This window comes from Nitrosomonas aestuarii (genome assembly GCF_003046585.1).
Classification (GTDB): domain Bacteria; phylum Pseudomonadota; class Gammaproteobacteria; order Burkholderiales; family Nitrosomonadaceae; genus Nitrosomonas; species Nitrosomonas aestuarii.
Genome location: NZ_QAAE01000007.1, coordinates 171,436 through 193,152, shown reverse-complemented (window position 1 = coordinate 193,152; position 21,717 = coordinate 171,436). Strand labels below are relative to the sequence as shown.

12 protein-coding genes and 1 pseudogene are annotated in these 21,717 nt (G+C 46.1%); 3 read left to right on the top strand and 10 right to left on the bottom strand.

Going from position 1 to position 21,717, the window contains the following annotated elements:
- Nucleotides 1-242: 242 nt before the first annotated feature.
- Entirely contained in the window at nt 243-632 is a 390-nt protein-coding gene (locus tag C8R11_RS08310) for a helix-turn-helix domain-containing protein (RefSeq protein ID WP_107795297.1), read from the bottom strand.
- A gap of 760 nt (nt 633-1,392) precedes the next feature.
- On the opposite strand from C8R11_RS08310, the gene C8R11_RS08305 reads away from it, so the two are divergent.
- The 3 genes and pseudogenes from C8R11_RS08305 to C8R11_RS08295 form a co-directional block, all read left to right on the top strand.
- Nucleotides 1,393-2,442, top strand: a complete 1,050-nt coding sequence (locus C8R11_RS08305) for a ParB/RepB/Spo0J family partition protein (protein ID WP_107795296.1) — start codon at nt 1,393-1,395, stop codon at nt 2,440-2,442.
- A 55-nt stretch (nt 2,443-2,497) separates the two neighbouring features.
- Nucleotides 2,498-2,866 (top strand): KfrB domain-containing protein, encoded by a 369-nt coding sequence (locus C8R11_RS08300; RefSeq protein WP_107795295.1) that lies wholly within the window; start codon nt 2,498-2,500, stop codon nt 2,864-2,866.
- A 177-nt stretch (nt 2,867-3,043) separates the two neighbouring features.
- Nucleotides 3,044-3,637, top strand: a pseudogene (locus C8R11_RS08295) (IS256 family transposase); the annotation flags it as partial.
- Here C8R11_RS08295 and sbcD read toward each other — a convergent pair.
- Genes sbcD through brxC form a run of 9 tightly spaced genes read right to left on the bottom strand, consistent with a single transcriptional unit; the run spans nt 3,606 to nt 21,714 of the window.
- On the bottom strand, nt 3,606-4,202 hold the full coding sequence (gene sbcD, locus C8R11_RS08290) for an exonuclease subunit SbcD (protein WP_244907606.1): 597 nt from the start codon (nt 4,200-4,202) through the stop codon (nt 3,606-3,608). The pseudogene C8R11_RS08295 and the gene sbcD overlap by 32 nt on opposite strands.
- Nucleotides 4,199-6,838: an AAA family ATPase gene (locus C8R11_RS08285; protein WP_107795293.1), complete on the bottom strand. Its 2,640-nt coding sequence runs from the start codon at nt 6,836-6,838 to the stop codon at nt 4,199-4,201. The genes sbcD and C8R11_RS08285 overlap by 4 nt, the downstream gene beginning before the upstream one ends.
- On the bottom strand, nt 6,835-8,922 hold the full coding sequence (brxL, locus tag C8R11_RS08280; protein ID WP_107795292.1) for a BREX system Lon protease-like protein BrxL: 2,088 nt from the start codon (nt 8,920-8,922) through the stop codon (nt 6,835-6,837). The genes C8R11_RS08285 and brxL overlap by 4 nt, the downstream gene beginning before the upstream one ends.
- 14 nt (nt 8,923-8,936) lie before the next feature.
- On the bottom strand, nt 8,937-11,435 hold the full coding sequence (gene pglZ / locus C8R11_RS08275; RefSeq protein WP_107795291.1) for a BREX-1 system phosphatase PglZ type A: 2,499 nt from the start codon (nt 11,433-11,435) through the stop codon (nt 8,937-8,939).
- 3 nt (nt 11,436-11,438) lie between these two features.
- Nucleotides 11,439-12,392, bottom strand: coding sequence for a hypothetical protein (locus tag C8R11_RS08270; RefSeq protein WP_146159097.1), 954 nt, complete (start codon nt 12,390-12,392; stop codon nt 11,439-11,441).
- 5 nt (nt 12,393-12,397) lie between these two features.
- Entirely contained in the window at nt 12,398-13,537 is a 1,140-nt protein-coding gene (locus tag C8R11_RS08265; RefSeq protein ID WP_181258203.1) for an AAA family ATPase, read from the bottom strand.
- Complete coding sequence (locus C8R11_RS08260) at nt 13,521-14,621, bottom strand: DUF262 domain-containing protein (protein WP_107795288.1); 1,101 nt, start codon at nt 14,619-14,621, stop codon at nt 13,521-13,523. Before C8R11_RS08260 ends, C8R11_RS08265 begins: the two co-directional genes overlap by 17 nt.
- Before the next feature lie 8 nt (nt 14,622-14,629).
- Nucleotides 14,630-18,175 carry a BREX-1 system adenine-specific DNA-methyltransferase PglX gene (gene pglX / locus C8R11_RS08255; RefSeq protein WP_107795287.1) on the bottom strand — a complete coding sequence of 1,182 codons (3,546 nt, stop codon included), beginning with the start codon at nt 18,173-18,175 and terminating at the stop codon, nt 14,630-14,632.
- Entirely contained in the window at nt 18,175-21,714 is a 3,540-nt protein-coding gene (gene brxC, locus C8R11_RS08250) for a BREX system P-loop protein BrxC (protein WP_181258202.1), read from the bottom strand. Before brxC ends, pglX begins: the two co-directional genes overlap by 1 nt.
- Between the last annotated feature and the right edge of the window lie 3 nt (nt 21,715-21,717).

Here is a 21,717-nt window from a genome sequence, read left to right as displayed (position 1 = left end):
GCGTTGACCATGACTTCAACCGTTTCAGGGTCCTGCAACGCAGACACGATATCGCGGGCATCGCGTTCAAGCTTTCTTTTGGCGCGGTCCCTGACCGTCGACGCGGCCGTGACCGGGGCTGTGAGTGGAGCAACTGCAATATCTTGCATGGGCTTGTTTACACCATTCAGTTCAGAATGAATGTAACGATATAACGAATTTATAATTCGTGCAATACTTTTTTGAAACTTTTTTGTTATTTTTTAATTTTTATTTCTGTTCTTATTTTTTCGGTTATCTTTGGATAAGAATACGCGGTTCTTCTTGTCCCATTGCTCAACCTGATAAGCCTCGTACTCACTCAATACCCCGCCTTTCCAGACAAAGCCCTTGGGTAATTTACCGGGCTTTCGTTTGGCGAGCACCTCAAGATCGCTTGACGCCATATCCGAACTGTCGAGCAGCATCGGCAGCGGCGTCTCCAATGCTTCGGCAATCGCCTCAATGATTCTGAGTGACGGATTGGCCTTATCGTTAGTCAGGTCGGTAAAGAAAGCAATGGAGACGCCTGCTTTTTTAGCCAGCTCTGACTTGGTCAGGCCCTTTTCATCAAGGATACGTAAAATATTTGTGATGAGTATCAAGTTGTACATAAAGACTAATCGTTAGTTTCAGGGGTTAAGCTGCTTAATTCACAATTGTTATTGAATTGCAGTATTATTACTGCTATTTTACTCGAACAAAATAATAATTTGAGCGTACTCAAGTTGAACATATAAAGTGACTTCAGTCACTTTGAAAGATTATAAAAATAAGAAACAGGAATTTGTTAAAAAAAGCCGGGAGGATCAAGATATGAATTCGATATATATGTATTATAAGAGTGATTGCCAACCGATTTAAATAATAAATGATCGATACATTGTTGCATTACATGATTGATTTATATTATTTAACCAAGAAAATCAACAGCATCTAGATGGTTGATGATGAAATGATGAGGTTATCAGGGATGAGCACATGCCACCACCTGATAAGTCGGCGCAGACATTCAGCAAAATAATACACAATAGAACCAAAAGATAAAACGGAAAAAGCAATAATAGTAATTCATAGTACATCGGTTTAAAACAGTCATGAGTCAATACGATGCAAATTTGTATTGACTCGCGGTATTGTTGAAAATACTTTTTTAGACCAATTTGTTTCTTATGCCAGCCATGATGTTTATCAATTTCGGAGTGAACATCATGGCTTTAGAAAAATACGTCCTGACATTGCGGTTTCTGAACATTGGTTGTGACTGCTATCCGTGGCTTCTGCCTGCCGCTTCATCAGTTTCGCACGATTACAAAATCCGTCTAAGTGCTATTGCGTCGTATTGAGTGTGACAGACAAGGGCTAAAGAGAGTGATGACAGAAAAAAAGACTGCAACGCATAAAGGGCTTGCTGCGCCTGCAGGTGCAACTGAAATAGATATTAACCTGATTATTGAGGATATTCACCAACCCAGAAAGGAGTTTAATAAAGAGACATTACGGGAATTAACCGAAACCGTTAAATTACGCGGGGTGAAATCACCAATATCAGTGCGCCCCAATCCGGATAAACCGGGCACCTATATCATCAATCATGGTGCCAGACGTTATCGAGCGAGCATCAATGCCGGATTAAAAAAAATTCCGGTATTCGTTGATACCGATTACAGCGAAGCCGATCAGGTGATTGAGAATCTGCAACGTGACAATTTAACTTCCAGAGAAATTGCAGACTTTATCGGACGGCAACTGGCTGCCGGCAAAACAAAGTCTGAAATTGCACGGCATATCGGCAAAACCAATCCATATATCACCACACATGCCACATTACTTGATCTACCCGATCCGATAGACGAAGTTTACCGGTCTGGTCGCTGCACCGATGTCACAGCGCTTTATGATTTGACTAGAATCTATAAAATCAACAAAGAAGAAGTTACAGGATGGCTCAATCTCAGTGCGCCGGAAGAGATATCAAGACTGGATGTAAAGCACTTCAGCAAATTCCTGGAACAGAAAAATATTCAGGGTTACAGCGAAACAGAAGAAACACACAATACTCAAGATAAATCTGACACTGATTCCGTTCTTCATGAACAAAAACAAAATGCACCCGTTTCATTACTGGACTCGATTTATCATCTGCTCAAAAAAGACAAGCGCAAGCCACAAGACATTATGCGTGACTTATCGAGTGGCGACAGGAAAATACTGACAACCAGGGTCAAAAGCTACTTTGAGGAAGGCAGAAACTGCTCGAATATTGTTCAATATACCATTAACGCATTACAGGATGGGCGCTTCTCTGCCAAAGGCAGCGGTGCCTTACAACTGATTGCTTTTTTATATGGTACAGAAAGATCGACAAATTTTGATTTGCTCAAAGTCCTTGATGCGCTCGCCAATCATGAAGTAGTTTCATAAAACTGATCCATGTGCATCAAATGTCAATCTTCAATTTACTAAAACACAAACAAAAATGACGACCCAGAAACTGCGCATTGTTGTAATGAACGGGCAAAAAATCATTCAGGCCATGGTCAATAATGAATGGGAGACAACAGGCACCATCAAAAAAGCAGAAGAAGGTATTAAGCCTGGTATCTACAATATTTACCTGGCGCAGAAACCCGAAGATAAAAAACAGTATGAGGGCAAGATCTTATACATTGATAAGGAAAACGAAGTTTTTTATCAGCAAACGGGCAAGGGTTTTATAGTGCATCAATTAAGTGCAATAGATGGCAAGCCTGTTGCAGGGAATGATGTAGTTGTTGAATATGATGGGGAGAAAACACATTTGACACAAGCTGATGCGTTACAGAAGAAAAAAATGCTAAAGATTTGATTTGAACTACTACAACTAAACTGATGCAATTTCAGATACAAATCAAAATGTACTTGAGACTGTAAATTAAACTGCGTAACTGCCCGGGTTAAACATATTTACTCAACCGATCCTCGAATTGGGAGTATTAGAAATTCTGTGTCATTCCTTTACTATTAAATTTTACAGGAGTAACGCATGAGCAAGACTACACCGCAATTTGATTTTGAAAAAGCCGTGGAGGCATTGAAAGCCGGGCATGACTTAAGTGGTCAGAACGGTATTTTAACACCGCTGATCAAACAACTTACAGAAGCGGCATTGGCGGCAGAACTTGAGCAGCATATTGGATCCGGGGATGAGCAGAACCGGAAGAATGGATCGACGCCAAAGACTGTGAAATCGACTTCTGGTAGTTTCCAGTTGGATACGCCACGAGATCGCAATGGCACATTTGAGCCGCAGTTAGTCAAGAAGCATCAGACCCATCTTACCGACGAAATAGAGCGAAAGATACTTTCGCTATTTGCACTCGGTTCCAGCTATGCAGATATAACGGCGCATATTGCTGAATTATACGGTATTGATGTTTCTGCGGCGACGATCAGTGCGATAACTGACAAACTGATTCCGGAGCTCAGGGACTGGCAGCAGCGGTCATTGGACAGTCATTATCCATTTGTTTGGCTGGATGCCATACACTACAAAGTGAAGGAAGACAGTCGTTATGTTGGCAAAGCGGTATATACCGTACTTGGCGTTAACATAGCGGGGCACAAGGAAATCCTGGGGTGTCAATAATGGGAATATCGACCCCGAGTTCATCACGTTTCTGTTCGGCCAAGGCGGCGACAGTGGCGTAATGAGTGCGGATACCGTCAATTAGCTTTCTTTCCTTGTCTTCAACACTTTCACCCGCCTCCACCACGCGGATGTCCCTGTCACGAAGGTAGAGCACCGCGCAAACAATCAATTCCGGTATATCCTGCGCATTACGGAGTACCAGTACTTCGTCTTCCGGGAATTCCGTGCTATTACCGATCACATGAACATCAAGAGCCTTGAGCAACTCCTTGGGTGCATTGAGGAAGGACGGCGAATCGTGGTTACCCGCAACGACGATGACATGCCGACAGGATGAGGTGGCCATTCGGCACAGGAAACGGTAATAGAGCTCTTGGGCACGATTGCTCGGAGCGCTGGTGTCAAATACATCACCCGCCACCAGCAGCGCATCAATTTCATTCTGCTTAATCGTCTCAGTCAGCCAAGTCAGAAAAGCCTCGCACTCCTCGTAGCGTTTTCTGCCATAAAGAGTGCGTCCAATGTGCCAGTCGGATGTGTGGAGGAGCTTCATTGCGCCTCCTGCACCTTCAGTGCGGCGTCTAGCCCTTTCAATCCCGTAATGATTTGATTCACCGTTTGTCGGTCAAATTCTGCTCGATCTGTTTCTTCGTGAACTCCTTTGTTGAGGTACCTCCATTCTCTTGAATCACCTCTTACACTGAGCAGGGATTCGATGGGAGTTAAAACATCAGTCTTGTTTCCGTCAGAAAAGTCAGCTTTGTTGATTTTTGCTTTTAATTGCTCTGTTAGATTACGGAGTTCGATAGGTGCGGTTGCAGAACGTAGTTTAATGCTAAGGTTCCCATCACCATATCTATTTACATAGCGCCACACTTTTCCCTTAGTGAGGGATTCAAGAGCCTGTCTTGATTTAACTAGCGCGCCTCGGATTTCGTTCCTGTCATAATGAGAACTAGCAGCGATTATATAATTTCGCGATGAACAATTGAGATCAACAAGTATATGGATATCACCAGTTTTCGGCAAAAAGGAAACTGTCTTAGACTGGCTCGCCTTCTCCACAGATAATAGATTTTGAATATCTTTAAAAAACTCTTCGCCATGGCAGGCTAAGATTATTTGCTTGTTATTGAAAAAGCTGTCTTCAAACAACGTTTTCCTAATTGATTCGCGGTGATCATCATCAATCGCGTTTACTGGATCATCAAAAATAAGGAGAGGGCAATTTTCTTTGAGGTTTTTGGCTGTCAGTATTGCGAGACCAACGCATCGGATGTGGCCTTCACTCAATATATGCAATGCGTCAAAATACCTACCCGGGTTCTTTTTGAATGTAATTTGAAGACGTTGGTTTTGGTTCAACGGAAAGCGAATGCTTGCCAACTGCTCATGTTCAGAGTCATTACGGTTGAAGGCGTTGTAGAGTTGCACAACAGTTTCGCCTAAGTCTGCTACCAACGTCGCAGGGAGGCCATTTATATATGCATTTAGTTTCTGGACAAAGATAGCGTACGCATCTGCAATGGCTTGGTTTTGAACAACAACCGTTTTCTCTGCTTCTGAATTTTCAATAAGCTGTGTATTCTCCGCATCAAATTTGGCAATTGCCTCTTCCGCTTTATTCTTTGTTGTGTTTGCCGTTTCGCTGCGCGTTTGAAGTTTTACAATTCGCTCAGTCAATTCACGAAGCCGAGTAAGTTTGGCCTGTTTCTCAATTCGTTCGGCCGCATCTGTATCAATTGCCTTGTCTAACTCTTCAAGCTGTTTAACTTGGTTCTCAAGATGCAGCAGCGGGGTAAGTTCAGCGCCGGGATTCTGAAGAAGGGAATGCCACCAATCAATGGTGATCGCCTTTCCATCTGTAATTTGAATAGCAGTGAGCGGATTGTTTTCTGGGTAATGGGAACAGCAGACGTTAATCATTACAGACAAGCTGTTCAGAGATGTGACAATATCCCGCTTCAGCGTCTGCAACTCATCCTGCAAGCGGCTTAAATGTTCAAGTTTTTTCAGCTCAGCGTCAGCGTAATCGAAAGGGTTCACTTTCGCTTGCGAAAGTGGCGTCTGACAGGCAGGGCAGCTTTCAGGACTACTTTCCTTTAGCTGTGTCACAGCATCATAAAGTTGCTTAAATGAAACCTGATGACTGGCTCTTGAAAGCGCGTCCTGTTTGCTCTCAAGTTGGTTAATATTTGTTTCTATAGACTGTTTCAGGGTATCTAAACTGTAACTGGTTACATTGTTCTTGGAAGGCAGTTGCTTTTGGACTTCATTCTCAAGTTGTTTGATCATTCCGATCTGTTCTTCGGTGCCATTAAGCTCAGTAATCATTTGAGAGAATGAGCAGCCTTCACGATACTCCTGCACCAGATCCCTTTCGTCTTTTTCAATATTCTGAATTTCTTCGGGGATTGTGGTTTTCAGTTGCTGCTGGTACCCGGCCAGCACCTCCCGCTTTTTTCCCAACTCCTTTGTCTTCACTCCCTCAAGATCGATGTATCTACCGTCCATCGTATCCGAAAAGTTGCGAACAAACTCTGTGAAGGCGTCGAGACCAAACAACGTGGAAATCAACTCCGCCTGCTTGGCCGGTGCCTGGGCAGCAATACGGGAGAAATTGTCGATCCGGTTCTTCTCGACAAAACAAAACCGGTACAGTAGCTCATTTCGGGTTATCAAAATGTCGTTTCCTTGGTTATCGATCCCAACAAGTGTTGGCGGCGTGAAACCTTCGGTGTAGGCATTTTTCAGGTAATCCTGCTGGTTACGAAATCGTTTGCTTTCCGCTTCAGCGACATTTCCAAGTAAGCCATACTCCAAAGCTTCACAAAAACTGGATTTCCCAGTTCCATTGGGGCCGTATATCAACACCAATTTACTATCCAGATCTAAATCTTCCTGTTTTGCAAATCCACGAAAGGGTCCAACTGAAATACTTTTCAACTGGATGATTGGACAGGTCTGTTCGGTAACCTGCTCCGATGGAGGATCAATATCTGTGCCGACAGAACTCCAGTTTTCCTGAGCCAACTTTACTATCTTTTTGATTCGTTGTCCCTGCGCAGTTGAAAGCGGAATCAATGTACCCAAATGCTGTAATACCAAATTGGCAATTTTCCTTACGTCAGCAGGAACACTCTGGGCATTGAGCGTTTGAAGAAAACGAAAATATTCAGCACGAATCATCCGTGAACTCCTCCATCTAGTGAAACCGTGCTCGCCCCGGTTTTAATAAACGTCACCTCAAACGCCTTGCAAGGCCGATATTGTTGCAATCGATTGGCAAAGGTAAAAGCATCATTCATCTCGTAGTGCTGGAAGATGTCGAGGCCGCGATCCAGGGAAATTTTCCAGCCGTGGTCAGTCACGATATGGCGAGCGTGGATAGTGCCAGTGCTGTCAAACTTCCAGGTGAAGTTCACACCCACCGAGCTGGCTGACTCCTTCATCTTCTCGAAGTTGTCTTTTTGCTGATCACTCCTGAATTCATCTTCCATTGTTACTAGATGCACGGAAATTTCTTCATCTGGAGCTTTGTATTTGACCACCGTTTCCAGGAATTCCATGAAATTGCGTATCTGGTGAAATTGACGAATATAAGGATCAGTAATCGTGATTGTGGTTGCACCTTTGATATAAGGACCAAGCAGCGTATCGAATGAGAGGCCCTTTTGGTTCTCCTGGAATGTAAGGTGTTTTTCCTCAAGGACGGGCTTGGTCGTTGCCAGTGGTTCGGCCGGAGCCTGGGGCGAGCCTGGTTGCGCATCTTTTGCAATTTTTCCGTCGTCACCTTCGGCGATGGTTTTATGGTAGTAACTGGGATATTCTTCCTCTTCGAGCGTGGTGACAGGTTTGGCCTGTCCATCCGCGTCAAGATAGTCAAAACGAACATTGCCGTAGGTGGAATCAATTCGCATCAACTGGTCTTTGACGCGCTTGCGGCCTTCAATCGCAAACTTCAGCAGTTCTTCAATTTCTTCCCTGGTTGCGCCACCATGTGGAAACAGGATTTTCATCAGACCAGAGAAAGTTTTATTGATCCCGTCGCGGTCCCGAGTCGAGATGTCGGAAGAGAGCGTGAAATGCTCCTTGTAGCGATCCGAATAATCATGATTGCGCAACGAACGAAGCACCTCGGCCAGGTAGTCCACTACGAAACCGTAACCGTTGGAAAACATCTCGCCTCGGATGATGTCGACTTCCCAACCCGGGATATAGAAATGGATGCGGTCAAGAAACGCGGAATCGTAAAACTTATCGGGCAACTCGCAAAACAGATCAGAGTGCTTAAGCATGTAAGGCACGGTATGCTGTGTATTGCCCACGAAAACCATAGAAGCCTCCGCGCCCAAGGTCTCGACACCTCGCGAGAAAGATTTGTTGGCCATGTAGTTCTTCATGATGTCGACCAACGCCTTGTCCACACGTTTCTGCTTTCCGGCAAACTCGTCAAAAGCAACACAATCCCAGTAACCAACCAAACCGATTTTTCCAGAAGAATTACTCACGAACAGCTTGGGAACCGTGACCTCGCCGCCGGAGATCAGAATGCCGTGAGGCGAGAACTCCGAGTAGATATGAGATTTTCCGGTTCCCTTGGGGCCAAGCTCGATCAGATTGTAATTGCGCTCGCAAAACGGAATCAGACGGATCAGTTGAATCAGTTTGCTGCGCTTGCCGAACATCTCTGGATTGAAACCAATGCTTTGAACAAGCAGGTCAATCCACTCGTCGGTCGTGAATTGCTTGCGGGCCTCAACATAACCGTCAAAATCAAATTGAGACAGCTGGATCGGTTTGAGTGTCGACAAGACCCAAGGGCTGGCGTTTCTGTCTTCGGTGAATTCGTATTCGATGTCTGCAATGCACCACACACCGCTGACCAGCAGTTTGGGGTGTTTTTTTATTGTACCTGAATCGACAAGCACTTCTTTTATACCAAGATTGGCAAATCGGGCTTCATAAGTGTCATTATTCGCATTTAAATCAACACTAATCTTGTCTATGACTTTATAGCGTCCTTTTTCCCGGATATTAGACCGTATGAGTCCCGCTTCATTTCGATGCACATAATGTTTAGCCAGTATTTCTTTAACAGTTTCTATTCCTGTCTGAATAGTGACTTCATCGTTGGTTGCGCAATACTGTCCCAGCAGATATTCCAGCACGTAGGAAGGAACGATGGCGTTGCCCTTGACCGTCTTGACGAGATCTTTACGGACAACAAGTCCCGGGAAATGCAAGTTAATTTTTTGGTCAAGTTCGTTCATCAGTTGCCTGCTCTTTAAAAATCAAAGTCGCTGGTAAATGAGCGCCGCATCAAGTACCGGAGTGACTTGTATTCCTTGTAATGTGAAGTTCCAGCGTGCTTTTCCTCCAGCCGTAGAATGACTTCCTGACCGTTAGCCTCGTCAGCTTTGCGAGTCAATACAAAACGTACCTGCAGCTCCCGCTCCCGGGGATTGTCCGAACCCAGGTCAAAAGTCAAATCGTGGCTATCGGATATCAAATCACCTGCCTCAGTGTAAATGCCAGCCCGCAATACACGTGGCTGGGTCTTGTCCGTGACCGGCTCTGCCTGATACATCGTCACTGCCAGCTGTCCTGAGGTAATTACTGAACTGGATCCACGCAGGATGTCCACCTCAACAACTGTCACATCGCTTTGGCGCTTCTTGTTGATCTTGAGCACCGGGATCACCACCTCCTGCAACGATGCACCACCATGCACAAATCGACTACCGGAGCCCTTCAGGCGCAGTCGGTTGATCGACTTGGGAATTTGTACTTCAACCTCACCGGCAAGGTCGAGCTGTTCGGATGTAAATTTGTGCAGGCTATTTGATTCTGCCAGATTTTTTCCCAAAACAAATCGCCGATCCCGATAAAGCACCTTATCACCTTTAGCATCCACACTCAGAAAGTCACTTTCATCCAGTTCGTTATCTTGATAGATAAACCCGTGGTCAGCAGTAACCAAAATGTTGCTGGCATTAGCTGCTGTAAGTTTTTTTATCAGCAAGACAATATCGTTCAATGTTTGATCTGCCGCTTCAAAAGTTTGACCTTCTGAGTGCATTTTATCCCCGGTATGATCAATGCGATTGTGATATACATACAGCACGTCATTCGCTTTTAGAAGATCTCGCCTTTCATCACGATTAAGCTGCATGAATTCTTCTGCTTTAATCGTTTGCCCCCTTCCATTCAGCGCTGTTTGCAGAATTTTTGTGCGATTTGCCGTGCCCTGGGAGCTTTGTCCATCCACCAGCACGGTGCCGGTTTCATTATCGGCAATCGACAATTCTTTATTGGGCAATAGTGCCGCCATGCCGAGCTGGGTGTAGCTGGGCAACATAGAAAGCGCCGGTTCCAGTTCGGCGCTGTAACGGTCTTCCTGGCGGATGAGACTCAACAACTCATCACCGATTTCATAGCGCATGGCATCGGAGATAATCACGCAAACCTTGTTATCCTTGCGCAGGAATGGCCTCACCCAATGTTCGAAAAAATCCTTCTGTTTACGTACCGGGAAAGCTTCCCATTTGGGTGTCGTATCTACAAAGGTTTGGAAACGGTCGCCGAGCTTCAGCAGGTAGTTATTGGAATAAAGGTTTTCGATCTGATCAGTCAGGCTGCCCATCAACGATGCCTGGCCGGATAGTCGCATGTGGTAGGTGAATTTTCGGTAAAGCTGATCGAGCTGATACCAGAAACGACTGTAGCGCTGCACACCTTCAGCCAGGCTGTCCATGGTCAGCTTGGCTTCACCAAGGGCATGGGTGAACTGAGCCGCATAATCGACCGCCTCGTAGAGATGACGGTATTCGCGATACCAATGACCTTGCCGCCGCTGGCGAACCCAGACCGCCACGTCACCACTGGACACCGTGCGTGATGCCACAGCCCGCACCAGGTCGCTGATGATCTTTTGGTCGATCAAGCGGAAGTAATCCATCTCAATCAACTCACGGAAATCCCGCTTGGCCAGATCCTGTTCGATGCCCAGAACATCGGCGCATTCACCCGAGAGCGTTTCAAAGCCGTCTTCAAACTGGCGGCTGTCCTTCCAGCGCTTGAGAAACACCAGCGCATCACCAGTCAGACTCACCTGGCCGTCGGTGCCCATGGCGTAGCAAGACTTGAACAACTCGATAGCAAAATCACGGATGCCCGGTTCTCCGGAATTGTAACCATAAAGGCGGGTCATCTGTTCCCAGAGAAAGCTGCCCAGGTTACATCGGTCGACCAGTTTGATCTTCTCGTCCCGGCCGTCGGCCAATTCCTGCAGCAGGTTTTCCACCACCGCATCCATGCGCGGTTCGCTGCCTGTGCATACCGCCAGCATTTTCAGACGAATCTGTCCTGCAGTGTCATCCTGTTTCAACAGCTTTCTAAGAGCATCCTTGCGTTTGATCGCCTGGAAGAATTCCACATGGGCCTGCACCATATCCGCAAATTCAAGGCCAAGCTCAAGTTCGGACAACCAGATAGCCACCTGATCGGTACGGAACTCGCCATGGGCCAATTGCACATCCAGCAGCCAGTTATCCAGATCGACAGGCTGAGGACCTTCTCGGTAGAGCAGGAATTTCTGTTCCGGCTGTTCGCGCAGAATTTTGTATTTGATACCGTATTCGTTGTTAGTCAGTTCCAGTTTCTCGACACCGGGTAAAGACAATGCTTCGTAGTCGTCGCGCAATTCCTGCTTGGCATCGTACCAGAAGACGATCCGGTGCCGGTCAAAGAGTTTGGTTAGGGCCTGTGCTATGCGGTCATACATAAACTATCGCTTTGTTATTTTGGGACCGATGTAAACAACATATAGCTCTGGATCTGTCTGACTAGGTAGGGTGAAATGGATGCGGATTTGTGGGGTTTTAATCTTGCCGTGCATAGTGCAGAAAAGTGAACTTCCATCTTTCCCAGGGTGTTTAAAAGTCAACTCTTTTTCAAAATCTCGTTTTTCTTTATCTGACGAGTCTGAAAACCAAGCTTTGTCGCCTGTAAAATGTTCCTGATAAAGTCTATGACCCTCTGGTGTTCTATTGCCTAATGGATCAACAAAGTTTATTAATTTTTCAAGCACTTCTAACCGCTCTATTATGCGTTGTGCTACTCCATGTGAAAATGGATAACCAAATAACGGATCAAAGGCGTCTGTTGAAAATGTGATTGCAACGAATCGGCTTTTACATATAGATGTCAGTTGACTCCATGATTCAATTAGTCCAGTTGAAGAACGTAGATTTTTCTCTAGTGATCCAGTGTCGAAATGATTAAGCACATCTATTTCCAGGCTTTCTTCGCTCGTACGTTTCCAGTAAATTTGTAGAGGCGAGTATTCCCAATTTGATGGTGTCAAACTTACAACTTGAGAATCATTACCTTTAAAACAGCGAAAGGCCACTTCACCAATTGCAGTATCAGTGACGATTTCATCTTGGCATTCTATATAATCATCCGAGTCATGCTCGCGTATATCTTCCCAAAATGGACCTTGCCTTGTGAACCATTGCATCAGTGCCCTTCTTTTATCCACATCAAAACACTGAACAACTTGGTGCATGTTTAATTCCCTGGTTACCTGAACATGAGTCAAGTTCCGATGGCAGTATAATTCTCGACCAAATTTTCGGCATATACTTCTCATAAGCATCAACCGATCAATCGCTTCGCTGAATGCCTTAAAATCAGGAAATTGTCCATTGCAAGAGAGTTCATTTATCATCAATTCCATATCGTTCAACTCTCCCATCCTGCAAAGTGATTCAAATCTTTGTCAAACTGATCAAAGAAACCTTCAGGCCACACATCAATATGTCCTGAAGAATCAAGCTGTGGAGTCATTACTTGGGCTTCGTTTTCACTTCTTGGTCTGAAGAAATGCAAGGTAACTTGTTCTGGTATAAGTCTTTGGGCTCGTACCGCGCGACGAATACCGTTAAGAACATGATCGCTATGAGTTTCAATTATTATTTGTATTCCTGCTTGGGCTACATGAGCCAAAAATTCTCCCATTAGTGCTTGCCCGGCAGGATGGAGATGTACTTCAGGATTTTCAATTAAAAGCAAGTTTCCTTTTGCTGTCGAAAGTGCAGCAATGACAATAGGCAAAACCTGTGTCAATCCAAAACCGACATGAACAGGGCGATGAAAATCAGTATCTTCTGATGTCCTAAGCCCAAGTGTAACTGCATTCATTCGAGGAATCTGTTCGACAATCAGACCACAACCTGGAAAAAATTCCTGCATTCTGGCTTCAACTTGGCGCAAACGTGTTGGTGGTGCGCCTGACAACCTCAGTTCCTCTATGACGAGTTCATCCCTACCTAAATGCAGCAAGCTAATAGCATGCTCACCTGCAGAACCAACTACTAAGGTATTCTGCTTATCTTCAAGAGAATAGAATTCCCGAGGTCCAATGCGCTCAGCAGTAATGTAGGTAAGTGTTTGCAAGCAACGAATTATCTCGTTAGAGTTAGAATCTTGATCATGGGGCAGTAAATACCGCAATTTCTCTGGAGTATTGCTGACTACTCCATCTATTTCCACACGATCGATAGCGAGAGACATCTCTGTGCGTTCACCCGAGAATCCCCAGTGGTAATGATGTTCATCAGTTGTAAGAGCAATCTCTAATTCATGCCGACCATGGACTTTATCAATTACATCTAAAACAGTTCCCAATTTCAGGGTATCACCATTTAACATCAGTCGCGTAGACCATTCGTGTTCTCTAATAGTTTGATGTAACAATACCAATGCCTGAAGAATTGAAGATTTACCAGAGGCATTCGATCCGGACAATAACGTCAGGTTAGTAAGAGGAAGCTTTAGAAGTTCGAAACACTTGAAATAACGGAGATCAATTTGCGTAATCACCAAATACCTCCTTTAAAATTTCTTTAGTTTTCAAGAAACGATATTTGACACGAGTGACCTGATTTGTTCCCAAGGTAATCGAATCATTAAAGCCATATGTACTAAATAGCTCATAAAAAGTGGTTTTTAGTTTTTCAAGACGCGCTTCAACCAGATGTTCAGGATAATGGGATAATCCGGTTGACATCACATCCCAGAGAGATGCATTTATTACACTGCGATTATCTTGTCCACGCACATGTTTTCTAAATGCGTGATTACCAAAAAGTTTGATGTTATTACTTAGACTTGTCCTAAACATGGCAGAAAGTTTTTCAAGCTCATCCACCTCCATTTTGTTCATGTTCTCAAGGGCTTTGGCAAGATAATCATCCATGTCGCCTTTATATTTATCGATACCTAATATCTGAAATGCACAAAATCGATTGATTAGTTCTCTATCTCTCATCGTTTGAGGATTCAGGCTTCCACCAGTTGCCTGTTTAAACAGGAGTGTGTTTGCCTCTACTTTCAGGAATCTGGTCGCTTGACCAGTAAATAGACAATTTCTCATCTGCTGACGTGTAAGAGCCAGGCCACTATTTACACGCTCAAAAATATCCAGCAGGGCTTGTGCTGGAACTTTTGCGTCAATGACATAAAGGATTAAATTACAGTCTTCAAGACGATTTTGAAGTTTCGGTGAAAGTTCGCTAAATCGCTTATTATCAAGTTCTGGTTGGTGTTTGAGTTTGAGGCGCAACTCATTATTAACAAAACGCTGGAAAGTTGAAAGCCGCTGCAGACCATCAACGACTATCATCTGTCCCTGAGGATTTTCCGCCAGGTAAAATACTGGCAAGGGAATTCTCATCAGGACTGATTCTATCAATTTACTCTGCTTATTTTCTTCCCAGATAAAGTCCCGCTGAAAATCTGGGTCCATGATAAATGTGCCTTTTTCTATTCTTCGCAGCACATCATGAACTGTCCTATTCTCATTGCGAATAAGTACAGTATCAATCGGATAGTCTCCAAAGGATGCGTCTTCATCCACATCAAGCCCTTCAACTTCTTCACTCATATCGGTTTTATGGTCATTCATAGGTTTACTTACTCCTCATTTTTTGCATCCAAACCCGGAATCTTCTTCAAAGACGCACCAAATTTGGGGTAGTTGACCTTCACGCCATCGTCGAGGTCGATTGTTACCTGTTCGGTGGCCAGCGGGTAAAGCACTTCGCGTTCGTACTCGTCCATCTCGGCAATCATCTTGGAGATCTTCTCGATCTCCTTCAAGGCTTTGGTCTTCTCGGCTGGGCTGCTGCTGGCGCTGATGCTGACGGCCTCCAGATGATTTTTATGGGCAGTGAGCTTGGTGCGGAACTCGCGCAGGTAGTCGTTGAGCACCACGCTGACCGTATCCGGGCGGTAACGGTGCATGTAGATCAGTGCGTTAAAGCTGCCCTTGGAGCTGGAGAACAGCCAGTAGATGGGGCGCTTCTTGTAGCGCTTCACATGGTCGCTGTAGAAATCCTTGAGGAAGTAATCACGGATGCCACGGGCCTTGCCATTCTTGCCCAGCGCCGCCTCAATGAACCGGAGGTTTTCCTCGTAGTGTTCATCGCCAAAGGCTACACGCAGAAACTTACGAAAACGCTCAGCGATATCGTCGGTGAACCAGTCGCCATCGAGCATGGGGATGGCGTTGTCGCCATCGGCCGGAAAACTTGGCTCCGGAACCCGCTCAAGATAATCCTCGATGGTCTCGCCCTGGTTGGCCAGGATCAGCCCCGGTTTGTCCAGCGCATAGCGGCCGAACATGCAGCCCACGGCGTAGGAGACCAGCTCGCGCATGGTATCGGCCAGCAGCAGCGCCTCCAGCTCTTCCTCGCTCTTGTCGTTTCCGTAGCGGTAGTGAGGATTACAGGTCAGGGTAATTTCGTTGAGCAGCACCTCGGGCGTCAGTTCATCCTGCAGACCGTAGGCCTCGATAAAGATGCGGTTGTTTTCTTGCTCCAACCGCTGCATCTCCAGCGTCATCTCCCGCCAGTGGGCGCGGAGCTTCTGGTAGGTAGCCATCAGGCTTGGCTGAAGGTAGTCAGGACTCAGAAGTGGCAGGCTGGTAAAATCCCAAGAGGTTTCATAAAAGTGCCAATCTGTTGTGCTTAGCTTTATAGCAATGCCCACTTGCTTCTCAACAAGATCACGCTCCATATGCACGAGTGGCATTTCGGAAAAATCACCAGACTTGAAATGTAATGTAGGATTTAAAAGCGTGGAAACAAATGTGCCTACTTTTGAGTTGCAAATGGCTGCCACATAGGGCCTCCAATCATCGGCTTTCCGATTAAATGCGCTCAGACCAGTTGCATCAAATAGATATCCTTCTGGGAAAAGTCTCGCGGATAACCCTTTTGTTGTTATGTCGGACCACGAAATTGAAGGCCGAAATATAAAGTCGAGATTAAAGTTATGAGCCCAGATGCGATCACCTGAAGGGTGTTTTCGGGTTTGTAACATCTCGCCATCATTTTCCCAGTACAGGATGAAGTCATCATTCCCATACCATTTCCTTTTCTCGCCCCCCTTGTTATACGAGAACCACTTGCACTGAGATTCAACCGCTTCCTGGCGATCTGCAGCATGTCGGTACACTTTGGAGGTAGAGACCTCAAATGAAAACCTGACGTAATCGTCATTTTTTCCTGTGGTCAAACCCTCACGGGCCTCAAGTACGCTGTCAAATGATGGGTGACTTGCAAAAATATCTCTTAAGGAATTAGGTACCCAGTAAGCTAAAGGGTCTCCAGGTATTTTATGAAAATCAACAATCCTTGTTTTAAACATATAACCACACGCTGGATTGTTTGCTGCATTTGTTAAAAGTTCTGACTTTTCCTTTTCTGATCTGCCTTCAGTTAGCCGTACATAAATCCCAGGAAAATCTTGGTTCGGTTGCATCGAAATCACAAATGCCGTGGTCGACACAACTTCCCCGCCAATCGAATCGAAAGCACGTTCTCCAAGATGTGCCATGGACAGAACTGTTCCCCGAGAAAGAAGTTTCGACCTGAAGCCTTCATATCTGGAAATGAACATCCAATTTTGCATGGTAATCATTGCGACGGAACCCTTGGCCAGAGAAAGCGAAAGGTTTCGATCAATAAATGCAGCGAATAAGTCGTTTTTTTCTTCCTGATAGTTACTTGAAAGCCAGGATTTCAGGCGATTATTCGCATTACTAGCACCCATATACGGCGGATTGGCAATCACCACATGGTAATTCGGGCTCAAGTAATCAGCCTGCCGCAGAGCTTGCAGCACCTTCTGGTGGGTCAGGCTTAAGAACAGGTGGCCTGAAACGTTTTTCGATTCCAGAATCTTAAACATATTGTCCACGTCGATGACATCAGGGCGGATCAGCGAGCCAAAGTTGTCGGCTTCTTCGAACTGGCTCAGGGTGGTTTGCAGTGGCACAGTGAACAGGTCGCGCCCGATAAAGTCCATGTACTCTTCAATTTCACCTTCATCGAACTGGATATTTTCCAGTACGCAGATGTTCGGTTTGACGCCCTTGGTGAAGAAGCGACGTTGCTTTGCCCGGGCCTTCATGGTCAGTGCGAAGGCAGCCAGTTCACCGGCACGCTCGTCGATCTCGATACCGTAGAGGTTGTGGGTGAGGATCATCGAAGGGATCTCGGCGGGCTCATAGCCCTCCTCCTCATAGATGGCATAGAGCAGGTCGAAGGCATAGGTGAGCATGTGACCAGAACCGCAGGCCGGGTCGCAAATCTTGATCTCTTCCGGTTTGTTGATGCGCAGGAAATCTGTCTCAGGTTGCTCGGGTTTGATGTAATAATCCATCTGCTCAGCTAACTTTGATTGTGGGCGATTGAGCAGCCACAGACGGCCGAGGGAGTTTTCCACCAGGTAACGCACAATCCAGTGTGGGGTAAACAACTGGGTGGCGGCCGGGATGTTTTCGGGCGTGATTTTCTTGTTTTTCTTCAGGCCGTCGAACACCTCGTCTTTTTTCTCTGAAATGTAAAACTGGTAGAGCCAGCCGATTACTTCAACATCTTGACAAACATCCGGCGTCATCGCTTCGCGTGTGTAGGCCAGGATGGAATTACCCGAGAGCAGGTCGTCGGGCATCAGCAGTTCGGTGTAGTCATCGATGCGTTCGAACAGAAACGGCATCGCCTTGTGCCAATAGTTGCAGGCGGCCACCACTAACAAGCGGTAGGCTTCGCCTTGCGAGTCGCGGCTGGGCGCTTTGCCGTCGAGCAGGGCAAAGATTTGTTGCCGGATCTTGTCACCAACCATCTCTTCGTCAATATGCCCCATTTTGGCATCCATCAGAATTTCGGGCTGAAACTGCCCCTCGGCGGGTGAGACTACACCGATGCGTGTGTGGCGGTTTACGTCCATGAAGCGCAACGCACAAAAGCGGTTGAACCAGATGTACGCCACTCGTTCGATGACTTGTTCCTTGCCGTGATTCTTGATGGCCTCTTCGAGCTTCCTGATTGCCTCAACGCTTTCACGCCGGGCAGCACTGCTCTCGACCAGCACCAGTTCCAGCTTGGCCGAGACCTGCTCCAGCAGACTACGCCGGGCAAACTGGGCGAATTTTTTCAGTTTAGCGGTTTCCATTAGACCTGAACCCTTTTACCTTTCCGAATCTCTTCCAGCAGCGCTTCGCGCATGGTCTCCAGGTAACGTTCGACATCGACCTCGTCATTCAGCCAGGCTTTGCTGAAAGCAACATTGATTTTCCTGACTGAAATATATTCAGGAGGAGGTGCTTCATTCACTTGCGCATTTTCTTTATGGCCGTTACCCGGTTGATCAATATTTTTATAATCAACAATAGGTTTGGGTGTTGCCAGCTCCACCATTCTCGTCAAAAGTATCCTATAACCCTGATCCTCGAAGATACTCATATGATCATTGATTACCGCGATCAGGATTTGACGATGATTATGATCCATTAAATCCTGATAGGGCTTTAAAAGTTCGGCGGTTCTTTCATCAGGCAATTTTTTGTATTCATCCATGCTTTGCATTCGTGACTTCATGGCTTCCAGGGTATTTTCCGCCGACTCGCGAACACTTTTAACCTTGTCATCCACTTCCTTTTTCAACGCATCAAAGTCAGTTTTTAATTGCTGGATACGGTTACCCTTGTAACAAGTGGGATCTTCAAGTGCATGTTTTACTTTGTTAACTGCTTCATCATTGACATACGAGAAATTGGGTTCCTGGATGCGCATGAAATCCCTGGCTTGGGCATAAATATCTTTTTGCGGACCACTCATAAACTTGCGGACAGGGTCTATAACGCTTTCCTTGATTTTAAGCAGTTCATCTTCCTGGTTACCAAGCTCGGTCATATACCAGGTGTAAGGCTTGCCTGAAAATTCCTTCAGTTTCTTGATTGCCGGTGTCAGCGCATTCAGGAAGGGATATTGAGATGCCTGAGCAACCAGCAACGTGAGTTGGTGTGTCAGTTCCTGAAACGCAACGCCGGTTTCCTTGCAGAGTGCTTTGGCTTCACCAGCACTGGGGGGAGCGTCGAAGAAATCCTCGTAAAATTCTTTGAGGAAGCGAACCTGCGATGCGGTAAATTCTACCTGGGGTTCCAGCACCACATTGCCGTGGCCATGCGTGTTGCGCAGCATCCGTTCCAGTTCATTTTCTTCCAGCAAGTTTCCATCAACACGAACTTCGATTTTTCCTCGGGCACACAGGTTGGCCAACGTGCAAAGCACGGCGGCGTAATACCATCCATAGGGTTTGCGTTCGAATTTTTCCAGCAAATTCTTCAGCGTAGTACGCACGCCACCCCGGTTATTGCTCTGAATGAACGCCAACAGCTCCTGCTCGGACTCGGCCAGTGTGGTGGCGTCGTTGCCAAATAATCCTTGCTGTGATTGTTGAAGGCGCTGGGCGATATCATTTTCGGTATAGGTGATGCCACGCAGCATGCGAAGATTAGGATAAGCGCGCGAGATGAGATCGTGAAATCCGTGTACCGCTCTATTCTGTGCATCTCCCGAGCCGATTTCGAAGTCGGTTCCTGCTACGAATAACCTGGCCTTGCCCATCAGATTCTGGACACGCTGCTGTAGTTCGTCATACCGCTCCCGGTTCTGAGAGCCTTTATCTGACAGAATGCGTTTCACCGCTTCCTGTTGTGTCATCGAGATGTTCTGTCGAATGTATTTCTCGGTCCGCTTGTACATTAACAGGTCGCGCATCAATCGTTCGTCAGCAGGTAGAATTACAAATAATTCATCAGCTTTGTAGGTCGAATTTGTGCGCAGCATCTGCTCGTTTTCAGCGTGCTCATGGAAGGGACTGACAACATGGATGGCCAATTCATACTCCCGTCCGTACAAACGGTCATCGAGTTTTCTGGAGAACGGATAATCCTGCCCGTTCTCATCGTAACGAATCTTCCGATGCTTGATAACGTGGTCGAAGACAATATTTTCAAGCTCGGCGGCAACATCTGATGATTCTATCTCAGTATTCTTGATTTCCTGTTCGACGTCTTTTTCTTCGTCGGTGAGGTATTCATAGAGTTCTCCATTGCGCTGCACATAGGTTTGCTGTTCCAGAAGATTGAGGGCTTCTTCAATCTGTTTTTTCAGTGCGGGCAATTCCTGATTGAAACCATTCAGCATCAGGATACAAAGATTCCGGACGGTTGGTTTGAATTCCTTGACGTATTTGACCAGGAATAGCGTCTTCAACAGCTGGATTGCAAAGGGACCATCAAGATGGTTTTCTGCCTGGATGATGACTCTCTGGATATTTGATTTCAGCGCAGTGCGAATGCCTTCAAACATCAGATCAAAAGTTGCTAGCTGACCAATGTCGTGCTCTCCGATCTGGATCGCCACCTGTTGAAATACACCAAGCATGGAGCGTTCACCCACCGAGCTGTGTTTGCCCTCAAAAGCATTATGCTGCGACAGATTTTGAATGGCCGATTGAAACAGTGCAAACTGATACGGAATGAACGGGTAACTGTGAATAAAATGTTCCCGGTCCTGAAAATTCCGGTAGGTTTGCGAGCCGTCGGCAAAATCAAACAGGGTCTTAAAATTATTAAACTGTGCATGATAAATGTCTGAAAGCCATTGAGCGCCTTCTTCGGTTTTCATGAGCAGACGTTTCTGGATAACTTCAGCCACGTCGGCGCTGGTCAGCTTCATGCGATTGGCAAACCGTGCCTGAATTTTTGAGAAATCGTTGCCTTGCTGTCTGCCCATCTCGCCAACAACCGATACCATGTCTTCCTGGGCGGTTACGATGATCCATGCGCGCCCCCGGCATTTGGTGGCCAGACTTTCGGCGATGGTTTGGAGGTTGGTCATTAGTTTGATGTTTTCAGCGATGTACTGACCCACTTCATCGACAAAGAAATTCAAACGGAAATCGGTGGATTGCCGCTCGATATATGCATGAATCTGTTCGGCAAAATCTTCGATGGAGACACGGTATTGATTGCGGTATTTGTCGAGTATACCCATGGCGGATGCTTCGTCACCACCGGTTGCCTGGGCATAGGCTTTGGCAATGTTTTTTGCTTCGAGCAGCGCCTGTTCGCGCCCTTTCTGCCAGGTTTTGCCAGCTGTAGACTCATACGCCGATTTAAACTGTTCATAGTGGCCACGATTGTCGAGATCGCGCTCAAACTGGGCGAGGTGCCCCTGCTTGCCGTAGTATCCACACATTTCATCGAAAACTTTGACGAAGACAGCGAGGAGTGCATCGATCTGGGTTTTGCTGATCACATCCGCTTTCTGGTCAATGTTGAACAGGATGCTTTTCGACGGGATAGAAACCGCTCTCTTGAGATCACCACGCAGGATTTCGTTATCACCACATTTGGGCAGGAACAGGTCAAGAGCCGAGGCTCCGTCTATTTGGCGGTTTTCAAGTAACAGCGCCAACATTTTCAGCAGATGGGATTTGCCTGACCCAAAGAAGCCGGAAACCCAGACACCATTGGCTCCTTCGTAGTTGTTGTAGGCATCCAGGAAAGATTCAAGCCGCTTCTCCACTTCGTTGGTCAGTACGTATTCTTCAATCTCGAGGCGAAGGCTGGCTTCATCGTCAGCTTTAATGACACCTTCAATCGGGCGGTCAACTGGCTTGTTAAAGATGGTCTTAAGCGTCATCAT

Bases quoted from the DNA above. Each gene is read 5' to 3' on its own strand.
- brxL (WP_107795292.1), bottom strand. From the start codon at position 8,922: ATGAACGAACTTGACCAAAAAATTAACTTGCATTTCCCGGGACTTGTT.
- pglZ (WP_107795291.1), bottom strand. From the start codon at position 11,435: ATGTATGACCGCATAGCACAGGCCCTAACCAAACTCTTTGACCGGCAC.
- sbcD (WP_244907606.1), bottom strand. From the start codon at position 4,202: ATGAAGCTCCTCCACACATCCGACTGGCACATTGGACGCACTCTTTAT.
- C8R11_RS08300 (WP_107795295.1), top strand. From the start codon at position 2,498: ATGACGACCCAGAAACTGCGCATTGTTGTAATGAACGGGCAAAAAATC.
- C8R11_RS08270 (WP_146159097.1), bottom strand. From the start codon at position 12,392: ATGGAATTGATGATAAATGAACTCTCTTGCAATGGACAATTTCCTGAT.
- brxC (WP_181258202.1), bottom strand. From the start codon at position 21,714: ATGACGCTTAAGACCATCTTTAACAAGCCAGTTGACCGCCCGATTGAA.
- pglX (WP_107795287.1), bottom strand. From the start codon at position 18,175: ATGGAAACCGCTAAACTGAAAAAATTCGCCCAGTTTGCCCGGCGTAGT.
- C8R11_RS08260 (WP_107795288.1), bottom strand. From the start codon at position 14,621: ATGAATGACCATAAAACCGATATGAGTGAAGAAGTTGAAGGGCTTGAT.
- C8R11_RS08305 (WP_107795296.1), top strand. From the start codon at position 1,393: ATGACAGAAAAAAAGACTGCAACGCATAAAGGGCTTGCTGCGCCTGCA.
- C8R11_RS08285 (WP_107795293.1), bottom strand. From the start codon at position 6,838: ATGATTCGTGCTGAATATTTTCGTTTTCTTCAAACGCTCAATGCCCAG.
- C8R11_RS08310 (WP_107795297.1), bottom strand. From the start codon at position 632: ATGTACAACTTGATACTCATCACAAATATTTTACGTATCCTTGATGAA.